At 44.1% G+C, this 15,981-nt stretch carries 10 protein-coding genes; 2 read left to right on the top strand and 8 right to left on the bottom strand.

The features are described 5' to 3' along the window. Positions 1–17 precede the first annotated feature (17 nt). Together purE and BLQ59_RS00960 are read right to left on the bottom strand one after the other, a co-directional pair. A complete protein-coding gene (purE, locus tag BLQ59_RS00965; RefSeq protein ID WP_074570889.1) occupies positions 18–503 on the bottom strand; it encodes a 5-(carboxyamino)imidazole ribonucleotide mutase in 486 nt (161 codons plus the stop codon). A 243-nt stretch (positions 504–746) separates the two neighbouring features. Next, on the bottom strand, positions 747–1,622 hold the full coding sequence (locus BLQ59_RS00960) for a phosphoribosylaminoimidazolesuccinocarboxamide synthase (RefSeq protein ID WP_074570887.1): 876 nt from the start codon (positions 1,620–1,622) through the stop codon (positions 747–749). A 244-nt stretch (positions 1,623–1,866) separates the two neighbouring features. Between BLQ59_RS00960 and BLQ59_RS00955 the strand changes: the two genes are divergently transcribed. Then, positions 1,867–3,069, top strand: coding sequence for a Fic family protein (locus tag BLQ59_RS00955; RefSeq protein ID WP_074570885.1), 1,203 nt, complete (start codon positions 1,867–1,869; stop codon positions 3,067–3,069). Positions 3,070–3,088: 19 nt separating this feature from the next. Here the strand turns inward: BLQ59_RS00955 and BLQ59_RS00950 are convergent, their stop codons facing one another. The 6 genes from BLQ59_RS00950 to BLQ59_RS00925 all read right to left on the bottom strand — a co-directional run bounded on the left by BLQ59_RS00950 (position 3,089) and on the right by BLQ59_RS00925 (position 15,583). Next, positions 3,089–6,898: a helicase-related protein gene (locus BLQ59_RS00950; protein ID WP_074570883.1), complete on the bottom strand. Its 3,810-nt coding sequence runs from the start codon at positions 6,896–6,898 to the stop codon at positions 3,089–3,091. A gap of 17 nt (positions 6,899–6,915) precedes the next feature. Next, positions 6,916–7,884: an Abi family protein gene (locus BLQ59_RS00945; protein ID WP_074570879.1), complete on the bottom strand. Its 969-nt coding sequence runs from the start codon at positions 7,882–7,884 to the stop codon at positions 6,916–6,918. Between the two features lie 146 nt (positions 7,885–8,030). Then, positions 8,031–11,153 (bottom strand): DUF1156 domain-containing protein, encoded by a 3,123-nt coding sequence (locus BLQ59_RS00940; RefSeq protein WP_074570876.1) that lies wholly within the window; start codon positions 11,151–11,153, stop codon positions 8,031–8,033. A gap of 22 nt (positions 11,154–11,175) precedes the next feature. After that, on the bottom strand, positions 11,176–11,751 hold the full coding sequence (locus BLQ59_RS00935) for a DUF7680 family protein (protein WP_074570874.1): 576 nt from the start codon (positions 11,749–11,751) through the stop codon (positions 11,176–11,178). 1 nt (position 11,752) lies between these two features. Further along, positions 11,753–15,010, bottom strand: coding sequence for an ATP-binding protein (locus BLQ59_RS00930; protein ID WP_074570871.1), 3,258 nt, complete (start codon positions 15,008–15,010; stop codon positions 11,753–11,755). Positions 15,011–15,226: 216 nt separating this feature from the next. Next, entirely contained in the window at positions 15,227–15,583 is a 357-nt protein-coding gene (locus BLQ59_RS00925; protein WP_218122846.1) for an arsenate reductase family protein, read from the bottom strand. 111 nt (positions 15,584–15,694) lie between these two features. Here BLQ59_RS00925 and BLQ59_RS00920 point away from each other — a divergent pair. After that, on the top strand, positions 15,695–15,981 hold a 287-nt coding region (locus tag BLQ59_RS00920), incomplete at its 3' end, for a helix-turn-helix domain-containing protein (RefSeq protein WP_176756682.1).

Raw genomic sequence — 15,981 nt, 5'->3', positions numbered from 1 at the left:
GTCCACTGCCGTGCGCATCAAAGCTGCGCAGCGACACGGGCTGCTTTCTTTTCCACTTCTTCGACCATTTTTTCGCGATATGCCGCAAGTTTACCGGCAAGCTCCTCATTGCCCACCGCAAAAATCTGCACGGCAAAAATCGCCGCATTCTTGGCACCATTGATGGCCATCGTAGCCACCGGCACGCCAGAGGGCATCTGCACCGTGCTCAACAGGGCATCCATACCATTGAGAGCCGTTGCGTTGATGGGCACACCAATAACCGGCAGAATGGTATAGCTGGCCACCACACCTGCCAGATGCGCAGCCGCACCTGCCGCCACAATAAAGACAGAAATCCCCTTCTCCGGTGCAGACAGTACAAAATCCCGCACCTTGGCCGGCGTACGATGAGCAGAAGCCACCACAACCTCAGCCTCAATGCCAAACTGCTTCAAAATATCCGCCGCCGGCTTCAGGATTGGCCAATCCGAATCGCTGCCCATAATGATTGCTGCTTTCATTAAAGTAAATTCTCCTTCCCACAATTATATAAAAAATAACCTACGTTCTTACACCTCATCCATCACGCTGCGCGTGTCACCTTCCCCAAAGGGAACTGCGAGGATACCTCGAAAAGATAAAGCGTACCCGTTGCCCAGCGCCCAAGGAAGGGCGCAGGCGGACGTAAATCACGTGATGTGATTTCAGTCCGCGTTTTCTTTTGGGTACTTTTCTTTGCGCCAAAGAAAAGTATCGCCTCGAACTTAGCGGGTAAACGTCTTACCCGTCAAAACTTCGTAAGCTTCCTTGTATTTTGCGATAGTCTTATCAATAATCTCCTGCGGCAAATTGAAGTCGCTGTCCGGATTAGCCTTCAGCCAATCACGCACGAACTGCTTATCATAAGACGGCTGGCTCTTGCCTGCTTCATAACCTTCCAGCGGCCAGAAGCGGGAGCTATCCGGCGTCAGCACCTCATCGCCCAATACGATATTGCCTTCTTCATCCACGCCAAATTCAAACTTCGTATCGGCAATAATGATGCCCTTCGTCAGTGCATATTCTGCACACTTCTTGTAGATGGCAATCGTGTAATCGCGAATCTTTTCCGCATATTCCATGCCATGGCCTGGGAATTCCTTTTCCAAAACCTTTGCGCCCTGTTCCAGGGAGACGTTCTCATCGTGGTCACCAAGTTCTGCCTTCGTGCTCGGGGTGAAGATCGGTTCCGGCAGCTTCTGGGACTCCTTGAGGCCTTCCGGCAGCTCGATGCCGCAGATGGTACCGTTTTCCTTGTAGCTTTCCCAGCCACTGCCCGTGATATAGCCGCGCACGATGCATTCCATCGGAATCATGTGCAGTTTCTTGCACTTCATGCTGTTGCCCTTAAACTCCTCCTGCTGGAAAAATTCCGGCATATCCGCATTGTCCACTGAAAGCATGTGGTTTGGAATGATGTCTTTGGTGAAATCAAACCAGAAGCGGGACATCTGGGTCAGGACCGCGCCCTTGTCCGTGATCTTGTTCTTCAGGATGTGGTCAAAAGCCGAAATACGGTCTGTTGCCACCATGATGATGCTGCCATCAGCCTCATAGACTTCACGGACTTTACCAGATTTGAAAGGTTTGTAGGTTTTCATGAGTTATATCGTCTCCCATAAAAATATAAAGTTGTTGCGGAACTGTGAAAAGTTCCCTTCCGACTATTCCATAATAACGAGATTTTTTTGACCTGTCAATGATTTTTAGGACATGTGTCCTTGATTTATGTTTTGCTTGTTTGTCGTGGAATCTATGCTATAATTTATACAACCTCAATTTTCGCGATTTTTGAGGTTGAAAAATTTTATCTCCTCAAAAATAAAACTTTTGGAGGGTTTAATCATGGATTATGAATCACTGCATCATATATATTACAAACGCAACCAGGAATGGGAAGACACCTATCAACAAAGGCTAAACAGTCCTTCCGCCCGAAAGCTCTCTCTGTCCATCAAGCAATATGGCCGCTCCCGCAGCAATCCTGCATTCTTTTGCTATACAGAGAAAATCGCTGTTCTACAGGATAAGATCATGAGCGCCTTCCGCAGCTTCCTTGACATTGCTCATAAGCTTCCAGCCTTTGCCATGCCTCATTATCTGCGTGCCAGTCTCATTGAAGAGATAAAATCCACCAACGACATCGAGGGCGTCCGCAGCACCCGCAAAGAAATACTGACTGCCCTGAATCTCCCAACTTCTGCCCGCAGCAATTACCGCTTAGGCAGTCTGGTAGACAAATACGAACAAATCATCCGTGGCGAACAGCTGGTACTGAACTGCAGTCAGGACATCCGCCAGCTTTTCGATGAACTGATGGCTGATGAAATCAACCGGGACAATCCTCACAATCTCCCCGACGGCAAAATCTTCCGCAAAAGCAGTGTGGATATCGTATCCGCTTCCCAAAAGACTGTTCATCGTGGCATTTTCCCCGAAGATGAAATCATCTGTCATATGGATACAGCCTTGGCAATTCTGAACGACCACACCATTCCCATATTTATCCGGGTGGCCATCTTCCATTACTTTTTCGGTTATATTCATCCCTTCTATGACGGCAATGGCCGCCTCTCCCGCTTCATCACGGCCTATTTCCTTGCCCAAAGGCTGCATCCGGCCGTGGCCCTGCAACTATCCGTGCTGTTGAAATCCCAGCGAAAGACATACTATGAATTTTTTACCATTACCGACTCTGACATCAACCGTGGCGACCTGACTCCTTTCATCATCGGCATGCTGGAATTCACACAAACTGCTATCATCCATACCACCAACAGCCTGCAAGATAAATATCAACATTATTGCAAAGCTGCTACCCAGCTGTCCCTGCTTGGTCTTACCAACAAGACTACACTTTCCCTCTGTGACCTGCTGCTGCAGGCCACCATCTTCGCTCCTAACGGCATTGCCATGACGGATATTACCCAAGCCCTGCATAAAAGCGAAAACACCATCTATACCCACCTAAAAAAACTGCCTGCCGACTTGTTGATTGTCGACAGACAGGAAAAAACACATTATTATCGGTTGAATCTGTATTTATAAATTTGTATCTCCAGCAACTTTACTTTCTCGAATGAAACAGACCATCTATAAGGTCTTGACATGTCTGATCTTTTTTCTTTTTATGATTAGACAACAACCTGTTAGATACCCGATGACACAATGCCACTGCTGCTTCATTAAGAACAGGTGTTGTACAGATGTAAACCTTGCCGCCTGAGGAACTAACTGTAAACAACGTTCTATTACGATATGCCTGCATTCTTTCAGGAAGTTGCAACGTATATGTCTTACGTGGATGCTCCTCCAGCTTTCTAATTGCCTGTAAAGCTAATTCTTCCCCTGTTTTTTGCAACATCCCCTTTGCAACATATTTGATCAACTCCCGCTGCATCGAAGCATATTCTTCATTTATCTGTCTAGCCTGTTCCCTTTGTTCATAATGTATCTGTTCATCAGCTACCATATTAATAAGCTTTTCTTTAGCTTTTTCTACATCATCCTCCGTAAGTAGCACCTTAGCCACACCCAATCCAGCAAGCATCTCATATGAAGTAACCAGTACCGGTTCTTCATCAGTAGCCACTAAGTAACCTACTGCCTCGCTGCCTGCTAATGGAACGCTGATACGACGTACATAACCATCATACTTCTCAAGTCTTTCAGACATGTTATTAAGTATGTTATCAATAGACTTATTTCCCCAAGTAATGAAAGGGTGTCCTGCAGATGCCATATTCCTATTGGTAGTTCCACACCAACCTTCTATTTTGTCTGCCGATGGCATTTCTAGTACCCAACCATCAGCAAGATCTCTTGTCATCAGCCCCAGTGAATGCAAATATGCTGAATCCATGATGGCCTTTTGCAAATCTTCCACTTTCGCTGGTTGCTTCTTTTGCAACATCAATATGTGCTCTTTCCGATATATCTCATACTGATCCTCAGCACTCATCTCCATCTTCTTGGCATTTTCTTTTTGTTTCTTCAGCCGCTCCCTAGCAATTTTTTCTAATTGTTTTTCGTCAATTTTCCCTGAATGCAAATCAACGAAATCCTGCGGTTCAATAGGCAGTAAAGGCACCTGCTGTTCGCCCACAATCTGTCCCGCTTTTTTCAATCGGGTGGCCAACCTACCATAAACAATTTCTTCCGTGCTGCCTTTATAGCACATATTAAGAACTGATATATCCCTGTGCTTCTGCCCAATACGATCTATACGACCAATACGCTGCTCAATTTTCATAGGATTCCAGCCCATATCAAAATTTATAAGCATATCCGCTGTCTGTAAGTTCAAACCTTCAGCTGCAGCATCGGTACAAAGAAGCACATCTCTTTTCTCAGCCAAAAAAAGGTTCTTTATCTCCTCACGGGATGCCCGGCAATACCGCCCAGCTTCTTCATCATACCATTTTGTTTCCTTCCCCGAATACACACCTACGTGAAGGCCAGGAGCCCTGGCATCTAAGAATGACAGAATACTATACAAGCTGTCAAAGAATCGCGTAAATACAACTGTCTGTTTCATGCGATTGTTACTACCCGCAATACGCCTCTGAGATAACACCCCCAACAACTCCTGTATTTTCGTTGGTGTTGTCTGTGACATAGAGTTAAGCTGGGCCAGCATTTCTTCCAAACGTTCCTGTTCCCATACTAAATCATCATGAGATCGATCCTTCAACAGTGCATCTACTGATATTTCTCCAATATCATCCTCATCCGTATCTTCTCCGTCATATTCCATCTCACTCAAACACTCCTGCAATTCATCTTGAGAGGAAAATTCATACGCCGCACATTTCAGTGTTGCCTTTACTCGCTTCAATCGCCTGATGAGTGTCTGCTGTATTGCATATAAACTTGAAGCAAAACGGAGCTGGAGAAAATTCAAATAAAAAGCCATCATTTGTTTTGAATCAGCCTTATGAGCATGAATCTGCTGCATAAGGCCAACACAATATGCTTCCAGCTGACCATAGAAATAATTCTCCTGCGAACTAAAAGCAATAATATCCAATGGCAATACATGACGTTTAGCCAAATTACTTTTCAATTTACCATGCTTTTTGTACTCTTCCAGTAGCTTTCTAGTATGACGCATCATTACCCTGGACAATGGTGCCGCAGCAAACAATGGTTTTAATACTTCTTTAGCATCACTGCCTCTTGGTTCACGCATAACTAAAGTTTGCAAGGCTCGTCTATTTTTGCCATTTACTACTGTCTTGTCCAAAAGACGCAATAAATAAGGATCTGTGGCTTCCAAAGCCGCATAGCTTCTCCCCAACAAGCGCCAATCATCTGTATTCAAATTTTTTCCTTGTGCAATTTTGGAAAGCATTTCATAATATTGCTCTAACAAATAAGGTTCATAACGGAAATATGCCGTTCTTCCCATAAGCTTTGTCAGATCATATACCTCAATCGGATCTATCTGCATGGGGGTTGCCGTAGCCAGCCACAAACTTTTCGTTTTGGGAGAAAAACCTTTTTCAATACAATCATAAAGCTTGCCGTACTTTGGCTCTTCCATATATCCTTTCTGCGTATTGGAGCGTCTGGCATAATGTGCCTCATCTACCAGTATCACATCAGCCATTTTTGTATGTCGCAGCATAGTTCTTCGTTCCTTACGGCTGGCCAGCCCTGTGGAAACAATGTTTAATTCAGGTTCATAAAGATCTTGATCTGTGTATTCACTCTCCTCTAAATTTCTATGTAGGATTTTTCCACTCTGCCCCGCCTTAGACTTGCTGCTATAAAAATCCAACATAGCTTTCTCTGCCAGTTCCCGTTGCCACTGCGATGTAAGACTGGCAGGTGCAGCAATCAGTACCCGCTTTATTCTGCCAGCGAGCAGCAAGCTTCGGATGGCCAAAGCCGACTCAATTGTCTTTCCCAAACCGACTTCATCACATAGCATATAGGAATAAGGCCAACTCTCCACCAAATGCCGACTTACCATTTCCTGATGCGGCCAAGGCTCTACTGGCGCAGAATACATACCAATATATATTCCCCCCGGCATACGAGGAGCATCCCTCAGCACAGCAAATTTAAGTAATTCTTCAAGGCTCGGCTCTAATAAATTGCTGGTATGCGCTGCACTTGTGCCATCGATTTCTGTCAACTGCCCTTTAAGATTGCGGAGCTTTACCAGTTTTTCCTTCACCGCCTTAGGCAGAGACATTACCTCCATATGGGGATTTTCATTTTTCCACAGCCGGTTAAAATCTGCCTTGGCCTTGTTGACACGCTGTAATTCACGGCCACCTTCCCAGGAACAATTTACATCTACATTTTCTGCATTAAGCTCCAGTGCCTGCCTAGACTCGTTAAGTGAGCCAGATCCTCGTATGCTATTCCCATTGCTATCGTCCATGATAAACCATTTCTCATGAACATATCCATCCTCCCTAGCCTCTACAGAAAGTGCTTTTCCAGTCCGGCTATGCTTACGAAAAGCAACCTTTACCTCCAAGCGCCCACTTGCCACCATATACGCTAAAAGAGACACCCCTGCCTTAACATTTTCTGGCCAAGTCTCACTATTTTCCAGTTCACTAAGCAATGCATTATCAAATCGTGTCTTATCCCCAGCTAGAATTGCTTCTACATCCGCAAGTGCCATATCCGCACCGACGATAAGTCTCATTTCTCCTTGGTTGTCCAGGAAAGCGGTATATCCTTCTGAAGCGGCTGCCAAGGAAGTTGAACGAAAGTACCCAGCTACTCTGTCATATTTTTCTGCCCGCTTTAAAGCCGGTATGTAGAAGTCACGCAAAATATCCACAGCACTACCATCATCGTTTATTGAAGATGTCTGATAATTCACCTGCCAAGGATAATCAGTAAAATCTGCCATATATGCTAAACCGCCTTTCAATCTTCTGTTGGTAATGTCATCACGGACAAACTCTGCCAATCACTTTCCAATCCCATAATCTTACGTATATCATCACAACTTATTGATTTTAAGCGATAATTCAACTTCTTGTTTAAGTCATAATCGATATGATGAATCAGATTCTTATAACGTGTAGGTTGCAAAAAATACTTCATAGCAATCAACAAGGCCAAAATATCCTGTGTACCATACTTATAACCTTTTTCATTACGTGGAATATCTAATAATTCATGCAATGGAAGATTATTTATCGGCGTAGGTCTTTTTTGATCCCTTATATGACAATATACACGCTCACCATGTGCACATTTATTTCTAAATACAGCGATGAAGTCAATTAGAGACTTAAATTCTAACGAAGATAAATGAAACGCACCTGCTACCTTTTCCTTATCCTCCTTGCACATACAAGCATAAAAGGAATTGATTTTACCAAAAGTCATAACTTTGGATAGTACCCACAACGGAACAGAACCATATTTATCCATGTAATGCTGAATAGCATTATGGTGTCTCCGTTGTTTATCAATAAGCTTCAGTAAATCGAAAATAAGTGCATTGACACGCTTAAAATTACTAAACCCTCTAGCATTAAAAGCTTCAGGACGCAAATATGTGGTATGATCCTCACCATGCTGCCTCGAAAACACATCAATAATCATAGCTTTTACACAGTGCTCTATGCGTAACAATTCTGGCAATAACAGTTCCCTAAGCCTGCGGTCAAAAGAGTAAAGCGCCACTATTTCATAAAAAGATGTCCCTGGCTTATAAGCATCCACATTATTAGTAGAGCTTATAAACGGTGTCTTATATCCATTCACTACATAATAATAGTTTTCATATGTCAAGACCTGTTTTGCAAATTTTTTATTGCTTACAATGATGTTACGACTTTCTAAAATAGCTATTTGCTCATCTACCGTTCTAAAGGGTTTATTCATACCTATTGCTCCTTTACATACGAATAGCCCCCCATGCCATAAGCAAAGGGGGCTATCGTTTGTCCGGGGGTACGGCTACGAACACCGATTCCCGAATCGCTCTGCATATATTATAGACTTGACCATACAAAAATGTCAAGAAAATCTTATGCCTTCAAGCCAAAGATAAGTCTCTGCGTTTCTTTGCGCAGGTCTTCGCTGCCACAGTTATCTGCCCAGATCTGCAGAATGTTAAACAGCTTGTTCTCACTGCCAGCACCATGTTTCTGCAAGTAGGCTCTGGCCACAGGAATATCACCTTCACGATAGGCCATAATCATGCCCTGCACGATATCCCATTCTTGCTGAGGATTAGCCAGCCGACGATGGTTGCGTTCCTCAGGAAGCACCAACCGCAGCTTGCTACCCTTCTTTACTACAGGGGCATAGTAACCTTCTTCCTCATCATCCCGTCTGCTGCGGCTGCCAGATTCATCATTGATACCAATCATGGCATCTTCTTCGTGATAGCCGCCTACCTTGTTTTCAAGACGAATATTCAAAGACTTAGAAAGGCTGAGTGCATCATCATAAGCAAAAGAGCCTGTCCCATAGATTCCCAGCATGGTCAGCGCAATCCCCGCCTCCGGCTTGAGGTCATTTATCGACATCTGTCCACCGCTGATACGACTCATCTGATATTGCGCCACCACTGTACTGGCCTCCCGCATGGCTGTAGTCGGAGAAACCAATTCATCTCCGTCCATAACTGGCCAATGTTCCGAGAGGACTTTCAAGGCACTGCCATAGCTGGCCACCATTTCATCAACAGCGTTCAGTTTCAGCACGGCAAATTCCTGCAAACTCTGCTCCACTGCCTTATGAATAAGCTGACGGACACCAGTACCGCCAAAGCCTGTCCAAATGGCAGGCTCCCGCTCTGTCATGTCACGCTTGCGGCAAGCTATGAATATTGAAGTAGCTGCAGCAGCCATATCTTTTTGGTGCATTGAGTTTGAGCCTTCGGATTCTACAGGGAAAGTAGATGCTATATTCCACCCATTAAGCACTAACGAACGAGTCAATGTTTCCCAAGCGTCCTGAGTTTTATGGGTAAACATCATTGTCAAAATACCATCATCTTTGAGGACACGACGACATTCAGCAAAAATCTCGCCCATACGCTGTTCATATACAGCATTAGCCTCCTTAGCAGAACCATCACGCACTGGATTTGCCACAGCCTCGTCCCTCTTATTTGTCAGGCGACGATTAAAAATATCAGGATACAATTCACCGAAAGTACGTTTCTGCCACACATAAAAATAATCCGAAAGCTCGGCATATTGCACATTGTTATAGTATGGGGGATCGACACATATAATATCCACAGTCTTATCTTCTACAGATAAATTAGCCGCAGAACCATGCAATACCTCGGCCGGTTTTGCTTTGCTACCTTCCAATAAACCGCAAATTCCCTTATAGGCATCTAAAACCTGACTTTTCCCCCAAGCCAGCCCTGAATTTTCGCCACCATATATAAGCTCACCAAACGTCCACTTCAAGGAAAAATCATGACGGCCAAAAGTTCCTTTAACAACACTACGAGTGTATTCCCAACGAGTTTGTCGGCTATTATAGTCCAGGCATTTATCAATCATATACTGCAAGTAATGGACAATAGCCGTCCCCTTATTCTGGCCTTCTACCGCAAGTATCTCCCTGCTCATATCTCGCAAGGTTTCCATAGCAGTAAGATGGCCCAGCAACTGGCGAGCAGTGAACATATCGCACCAACGTTCCATCCCATAGATACGAGGGCGATTATCATTCATCTCAGGAATTTTCTCCGTAGGAATAAGATCCATATCCTCCCAACGGTTCCAATTCTCCTTTAGCTTTTCCTCCGCTCGCTGCAGAGCAGCAAAGTCAGCCTCGGTTGGTTCCCGGAAAAATGTTACCTTCTCTGTACGGATTTCTCCTTTATGGGCACCGCTGGCATAACGCATAATATTACCGGCCTTGTCCTTCTTGGGCTGAAGGCGAACACCAACCACGCAGTAAAGCTTATCCTGCCAGGTGCCATAATCAGATTCACCTCTGGCCTGACGCTTGATTTCCTCACTGTCAATCGCCTGTCCACAATGCAAACAACGGCCTGTTCCCTTTTTTACCGTTCCTTCTTCAGGATTTTCCCCATTCGGCCCCTTGCCATTTACAAGCCGCACAGGAACAAACCGAACTTTCTTATGTCCAGTTATGCCCTCAATCTTCGGCACGACCATCCAGCCATCTTTTTTCTTGGCCAAGGCAAATGAATTTAAAAGTGGCGCGCGTTCTCCGCAATGAGGGCATGTTATTTCACGACAATATAGATATGCGTCATTTTGTGAATCTACTGGGTTCTTAAAAAAATCTCCGATTTCTTTCCTTACCTTGTTACATAATATATCGCCATATTTTTCTAAGTAGGGCAACAATTCCATTCCATAAATACTTGGATATCTCAACGTAGCATACTGAATCCCTGTCGCGACAGGATTAAGATCATTTGCAATTACTTTACCCCCCAAACGAAGTGCCTCAAATGGAATTGACCCACCACCTGCAGTCGGATCCAATATGCAAATATCATTATCAGCTAACGGTTCTACATAGGTACTATATGCTCTACTATACCCATAACGGTCTTCATCATCTAACCTTATCTCATTTCCCAAAGATTCCCTTACTACCTGAGATGAAGCAAGATTCAACCTTTCATTGGTTGCAGCTGGATTTGCAGCAACTGTTTTCACATCATACGACGTAGCCAACATATTCAACGTTAAATTCTCTACATCTTCGAGCCATTTTTTATAAGTCTCATCTCTTCTTAGCAAAGGATTATCCATAGCCACCTTGAAAAGTTTTTCACGGACAATATCCCTTCTACGATTTTCTTTAGCTATAGCCTTTGTTAATTTTTCAGTAACAAGAATATACTCACTATTTCCATCTCGTTCAATAAGCTCCAGATTTTTTCCCACCAGAGTCCAACGCTTATTACCTATTACAGCCTGTTTCTTAACTATCCCTAAATCCTTCAAAAACACCTCAGGATTGGTATCTGCTGGCAAAATGCTTCCCAACACTGCTGCCCGGCTGGGAGTAAGAGGACGACGTGCCCACCAGACATGTAGCCTTTGTACCGGTGGCTGCTTACCTACTGCTAATTCTCTATTGGTCTCCGCCCCTACCTGTTGGCACGGGAATTTTCCCTCGATTAGTTTCTGCTGATATTCCATAGCCGTCTCTCCCTAAAACTTATTATTTGCGAATCTTGTCCAATATGTCCTGAATAACTTTTTTATCATCCTGCCGTCCGGCCAGCATGAGCCTCAGTCCAGATTTTGCCCACTCTATACCTCGTCTGCCATAGGTGGGAACACTGACCTTCGTAAGCCAATAAAGCGTTTCTTCCCGAGTGAAGCGCTCGATACGCCACGCCATCAGCTCCAGTCTATCTGCCCGGCGTACCTGCGGATGAAGCTTGGCCAATAACGCCAACTTCGCTCCAATGGTTTCATTGAGCGGCAGGTTGCCTCGATAAACAATTTTATCATCAATCAATTCATCCAAACCCAAGCTGCGACCTGCTTCATCTGTTACTTCAGATAACATTATCTGTATCGCCTTGCGACAATAACGCAAAGCTCCATTATAGATACAACCATACTCCCGCAACTTCTCTGTCTTTTTTTCTGTGCTGTAACGTTCAGAAAGGACCAAAACTGGCCCCGTATAATCCTTTCTTACCGTAATCCGCATAACCCAAGGGGAAGATTTTAATAAAGGCTCTACCGTCCTTATGATTTCCGCTTGTCGCTTGCTGAGGTCTGACATCTTATTCTCCTTGCTTTTTAAGTTCTTTGATAAGTTCATCCTCATCATCCGAAGTATCTTGAATCGTGATATAGCCGCATGTATTATCTGATACCTTGGCCACACCCAGAATATCCAGAAAAAGCTCATCCAGCTTTTTGATATCCATCGGAGTCAGATTATTAAAGCAGATACGCATGGTAGCACCACTAGGCAGACGCAAATCCGTGAATTCCAGTTCCTCAATATCCTGATGCGCCTTACCACGATTGTACCAGCCACTAATATTATTCAATACCTTGTATAGTTTATTGGCACGTTCATTATCACTCATATTTTCCAAAAAGCCCGCACCTGCTGCGTTTTGCAACCAACCACGCTCACTTTTTTCCCGTTGTGTGATGATAATATCGGTAAGTTGTATATCATGGAATTGCGCACTATAGCTGTCAATCATGTTCTCCGGTTTGTCCTGCTGGTTTACATCTCCCACATAGGCACTATAACCTGCGGTTTTCATCACTTCCCGGACGCCTTCTATTATCTGCTCATCTTTTGCATTGGCATAGCTTGCTTTTACGGCCTCCTGAAGGTCACTAACAGGCGCTGCACCACTAACATCCAAAATTTCCTTTATTTTGGCTTGAATCTTTTCAGCTGGTACACGATCCTTTTCCAACCAATGGCGCTGTTTCGCCCCCTCTATGGTCATAAGTGAATATTTGCCCTGCAAAAGATCTGCATTCATATCCACCAACTGTTCCTGCGTATATATTTCATGTGGCAGTTCTTCGCTGCTATCTCCCATAGCATAAACTATCCATGTACCTTTTTGCACGCCTTCACGTAACAAACGATCCAAATCAGCTGTATTCGCCAACATCGGCCACATGCGATGCCTATAGAAACAATTTTTGACATCTGTTACAGATATACGATCCCCATTCGCAAAAAACATCTTCTGTAAGGACTTCAAATCCGTAGCATTAAATCCACCGGCTTCTTTATGAATCATTTTATTAGACGCAATCAGTGTTTGCGCCACCTGATTGAGAATCGTTGCCCCAGAATCACCAGCCGCAGTTCTAAGTTCCCGACATTCTATTTGCGTTCCATTAGCAAAGTAGAGCTTGTTATACATCGCCGCTACTTCCATTGTCAACGCCATTTCACGTTCCCTGCTTGTCTCCACAAATTCGGGATCTTCCAGTTTATGTGCATTGATGCCATAGGCAGTTGGCCTATCTTTAAGATCATTAATTGCAATAACCTGCCGAGCTAAATCCTCCACATAGCTTAGAGAATGACTATTATCGTTTTCCGTACCAAACAAATTTTGACTGCTATTATCCAGTAGAACCTTTACCGTACTGGGAATCAGCATAACTACCATATTCTGATGCAATCGGGGCATACCATCCCCCTTTTCCTGCAACAGTTTCATTGGATCTATTTCCTGAGCGTCCAATGCCACCACGGCCACAGCAGGCTTAGTATTGTTATCCGGAATATCCTGTGGCTGACGTACATCCTGCTGAATCGAAAACAAATGATTATCTGACAATAGGGAACCTGCCAAACTCTTTAACTTCTGCTGAATCCGCTTACTATTTACATTTTCCCGGATCTGAGCCAAGACACTGTTGAGCGTAGGATCCTGATGCGCAAAATATTTGCCATCTTCACAACGCAAATAGAAGGCACTATTACTGATTTCTTCCAAGGCGATATCAACCTGAGCAGGTGGCAAAACAGGAGAACTAATCATAAATAGTGCATCCTGCTGATTGATGCCGAATGCTTTCGCCGTCTTTCCTTCGCCTCTGGCTACCAGGCTATTAAGGAATACCGTTTTCCAAGTCAGTTCATACATCGGAAGCCCATCCGGATGGGGATTTTTCCTATCAGCACGCTCTGCCTGACTTAGGCCACTACCAAGACTAGTTGTTTCTACGGAACCTATGTCTGTATTAAGTGCCGTTTTCAAGTCAGCACTGCCCGTCCTGCCTAAGATTTCATTGACTGTAGCTGCATTGCGCATATCTATGTTACAGGTATGGATGAGACTTATCGGCAATTTTTTCTGCCAAATATCCCGGATTGTCAAGGCAAGCACACGCAATACACCTCGAGTGCCTTGAAAATTTTCCGCTAACGATAACCTGTTGTTAAGGAAGTCAATGAACGTTGGGTGAAACGGATAATTTTCCACCATTCTCTGCGCAAAATTTGCCATATTAGCCTCTTCTGGCAATAATGAGGCATTCTTGACATACATATCCCCATAGGCACGACTTACTTCCTCTGCAGCTGACATATCTATGCTAGTAAATAATCTCTTAGCCAGTATAGGCGCAATTTCACTGGCCTGCACAGGTGTCTCCACCTTGACATTGCGATTGACAACACTGATTACACTTTTATTTGCACGCTGTGCAATTGCCCCTGCATCCTCTTTTGTAAACTTGTTTTTACCTATAATTTCATTCAGCTTCTGTGAAAGCGCCTCTGTCTGTTTAGCAAACGCATCACTGGCGCTGGCTAAAGTCACAATCACCGCAATTCCTGGATGATTTTGTGCATGATTATTTAAGGACATAAGAAAAGCACTTAACTGATCAGATCCATGCCCTGGCATTACAACTTCCAACCGGGCAGCATATTGAGCTAATTCATCAAACATCAGGATAACCTTGCGATTGCCCAACACCTTTTCAAAGAATTCGCTCCCCGGAGCTGCATAATCTTCCGCCTCTGCTTGCACTTCCCGATAAAGTTTTTCCCCACCGAGCTGCAGAGCCATCTCACCCCAAATCGTGTATGGACTGAGTTTATCCCCCTGTGTTTTTCTTACAGGTAATTCGTCACCTGCGATACCAACTACACTTACTGTACCGGGTTCAGGCAAATAATCACTGTCAATAATGCCCTTCGTAACAGGTTCCAACTCTCGACCACGATACGCAATATGAACACAGGAAATAAGCGAATGAGTCTTACCACCACCGAAGGCAGTTTCCAGTTTCATCACAGAACCAGCCGTCATGTCACCAGCGATACGCCGAAAAACATTGTCTAATATTCGTTTCAAGCCATCAGTAGGATAAGTTGCATCACGAAAAAACATCTCCGCATCAGTATATACTCTATCAATATTGGATTTACCCTTTTTATGATAGAAATCAATTACTGGCCCCAAAGCTGCAGTAAAAACTTCCAAATTTAGAGTTCCATCAATAAGCCCCTGATGCGGCCTGCATGCTTCTATAACAGTCTTCATTGCAAAAATCCTTCCCTCTGTGGCATAAAAATAAGATGCTGTGAAGATAGTGCCTCATCATGTGTCCACATCCTCACAGCTCCTGACTTTGTAAATTTTTGTGCTCGTGTTAAAAATGGTATCTTCTAATAGACTTCGATTTCAAAAAATGCCATATGTAAAAGTATACCTTTTAGAATTGGCTTTGTAAAGGACTCTGTCTCATTTCCATTTTGCTTATTCCACTGCTAACCACTCATTTTCCTTGAAGCCTACCAATACTACATCATCACCAACTAATATTGGCCGCTTTACCAACATGCCATCTGTAGACAGCAGCTTATACTGCTCGTCCTCGCTCATGGCGGGCAATTTGTCCTTCAGGCCCAGTTCCTTGTACTTCAGGCCGCTGGTGTTGAATAAGCGCTTCAAGGGCAGGCCGCTTAGCTGATGCCACTTACGCAGTTCTGCTTCTGTGGGGTTGTTTTTCTTTATGTCCCGGACATCAATGGCAATCCCCTTCTCCATCAGCCATTTCTGTGCCTTCTGGCAGGTTGTGCAACGGGGATAACATACAAAGGTCAGCTTTTTCATCTTCTTTACTCCTTAATTTCAGATACACGATTGACCAGTCAAATTTGATATGCTCCCCTTATGAGAGACAGTAAAAAAATTAAACTGTCATCATTGGGGGGAGTATTTTTTATGTTACACAAGTCAAAAGTGTCAGCGAAAGATAAATTAAAAACTATCCGCAAATACTTAGCTGGAAAAATTGGACAACGAGCCGCAGCTCGTGAGCTAGAGGTAAGTCTTGCCTCCATTCAGCGATGGATTAAGCAGTACGAGGCTGAAGGGGAAGCTGCATTCCTGCCATATGAGAAGAATCGTACTTATACAGCAGAAGTGAAGACAAAAGCGGTTCTTTCCTACTTGAATGGTGAAGGGAGTCTGTTGGATGTCTGTAAAAATTACAAAATTCGCAGTCCTCG

It is taken from the genome of Pseudoselenomonas ruminantium, from assembly GCF_900104055.1.
Lineage (GTDB): Bacteria > Bacillota > Negativicutes > Selenomonadales > Selenomonadaceae > Selenomonas_A > Selenomonas_A ruminantium_C.
Note: the sequence above shows the minus strand (reverse complement) of the source record. Positions and strands in the feature narration are given on the sequence as shown.

Coding starts and splice junctions, on each gene's coding strand:
- purE (WP_074570889.1), bottom strand. CDS start 503: ATGAAAGCAGCAATCATTATGGGCAGCGATTCGGATTGGCCAATCCTG.
- BLQ59_RS00960 (WP_074570887.1), bottom strand. CDS start 1,622: ATGAAAACCTACAAACCTTTCAAATCTGGTAAAGTCCGTGAAGTCTAT.
- BLQ59_RS00955 (WP_074570885.1), top strand. CDS start 1,867: ATGGATTATGAATCACTGCATCATATATATTACAAACGCAACCAGGAA.
- BLQ59_RS00950 (WP_074570883.1), bottom strand. CDS start 6,898: ATGGCAGATTTTACTGATTATCCTTGGCAGGTGAATTATCAGACATCT.
- BLQ59_RS00945 (WP_074570879.1), bottom strand. CDS start 7,884: ATGAATAAACCCTTTAGAACGGTAGATGAGCAAATAGCTATTTTAGAA.
- BLQ59_RS00940 (WP_074570876.1), bottom strand. CDS start 11,153: ATGGAATATCAGCAGAAACTAATCGAGGGAAAATTCCCGTGCCAACAG.
- BLQ59_RS00935 (WP_074570874.1), bottom strand. CDS start 11,751: ATGTCAGACCTCAGCAAGCGACAAGCGGAAATCATAAGGACGGTAGAG.
- BLQ59_RS00930 (WP_074570871.1), bottom strand. CDS start 15,010: ATGAAGACTGTTATAGAAGCATGCAGGCCGCATCAGGGGCTTATTGAT.
- BLQ59_RS00925 (WP_218122846.1), bottom strand. CDS start 15,583: ATGAAAAAGCTGACCTTTGTATGTTATCCCCGTTGCACAACCTGCCAG.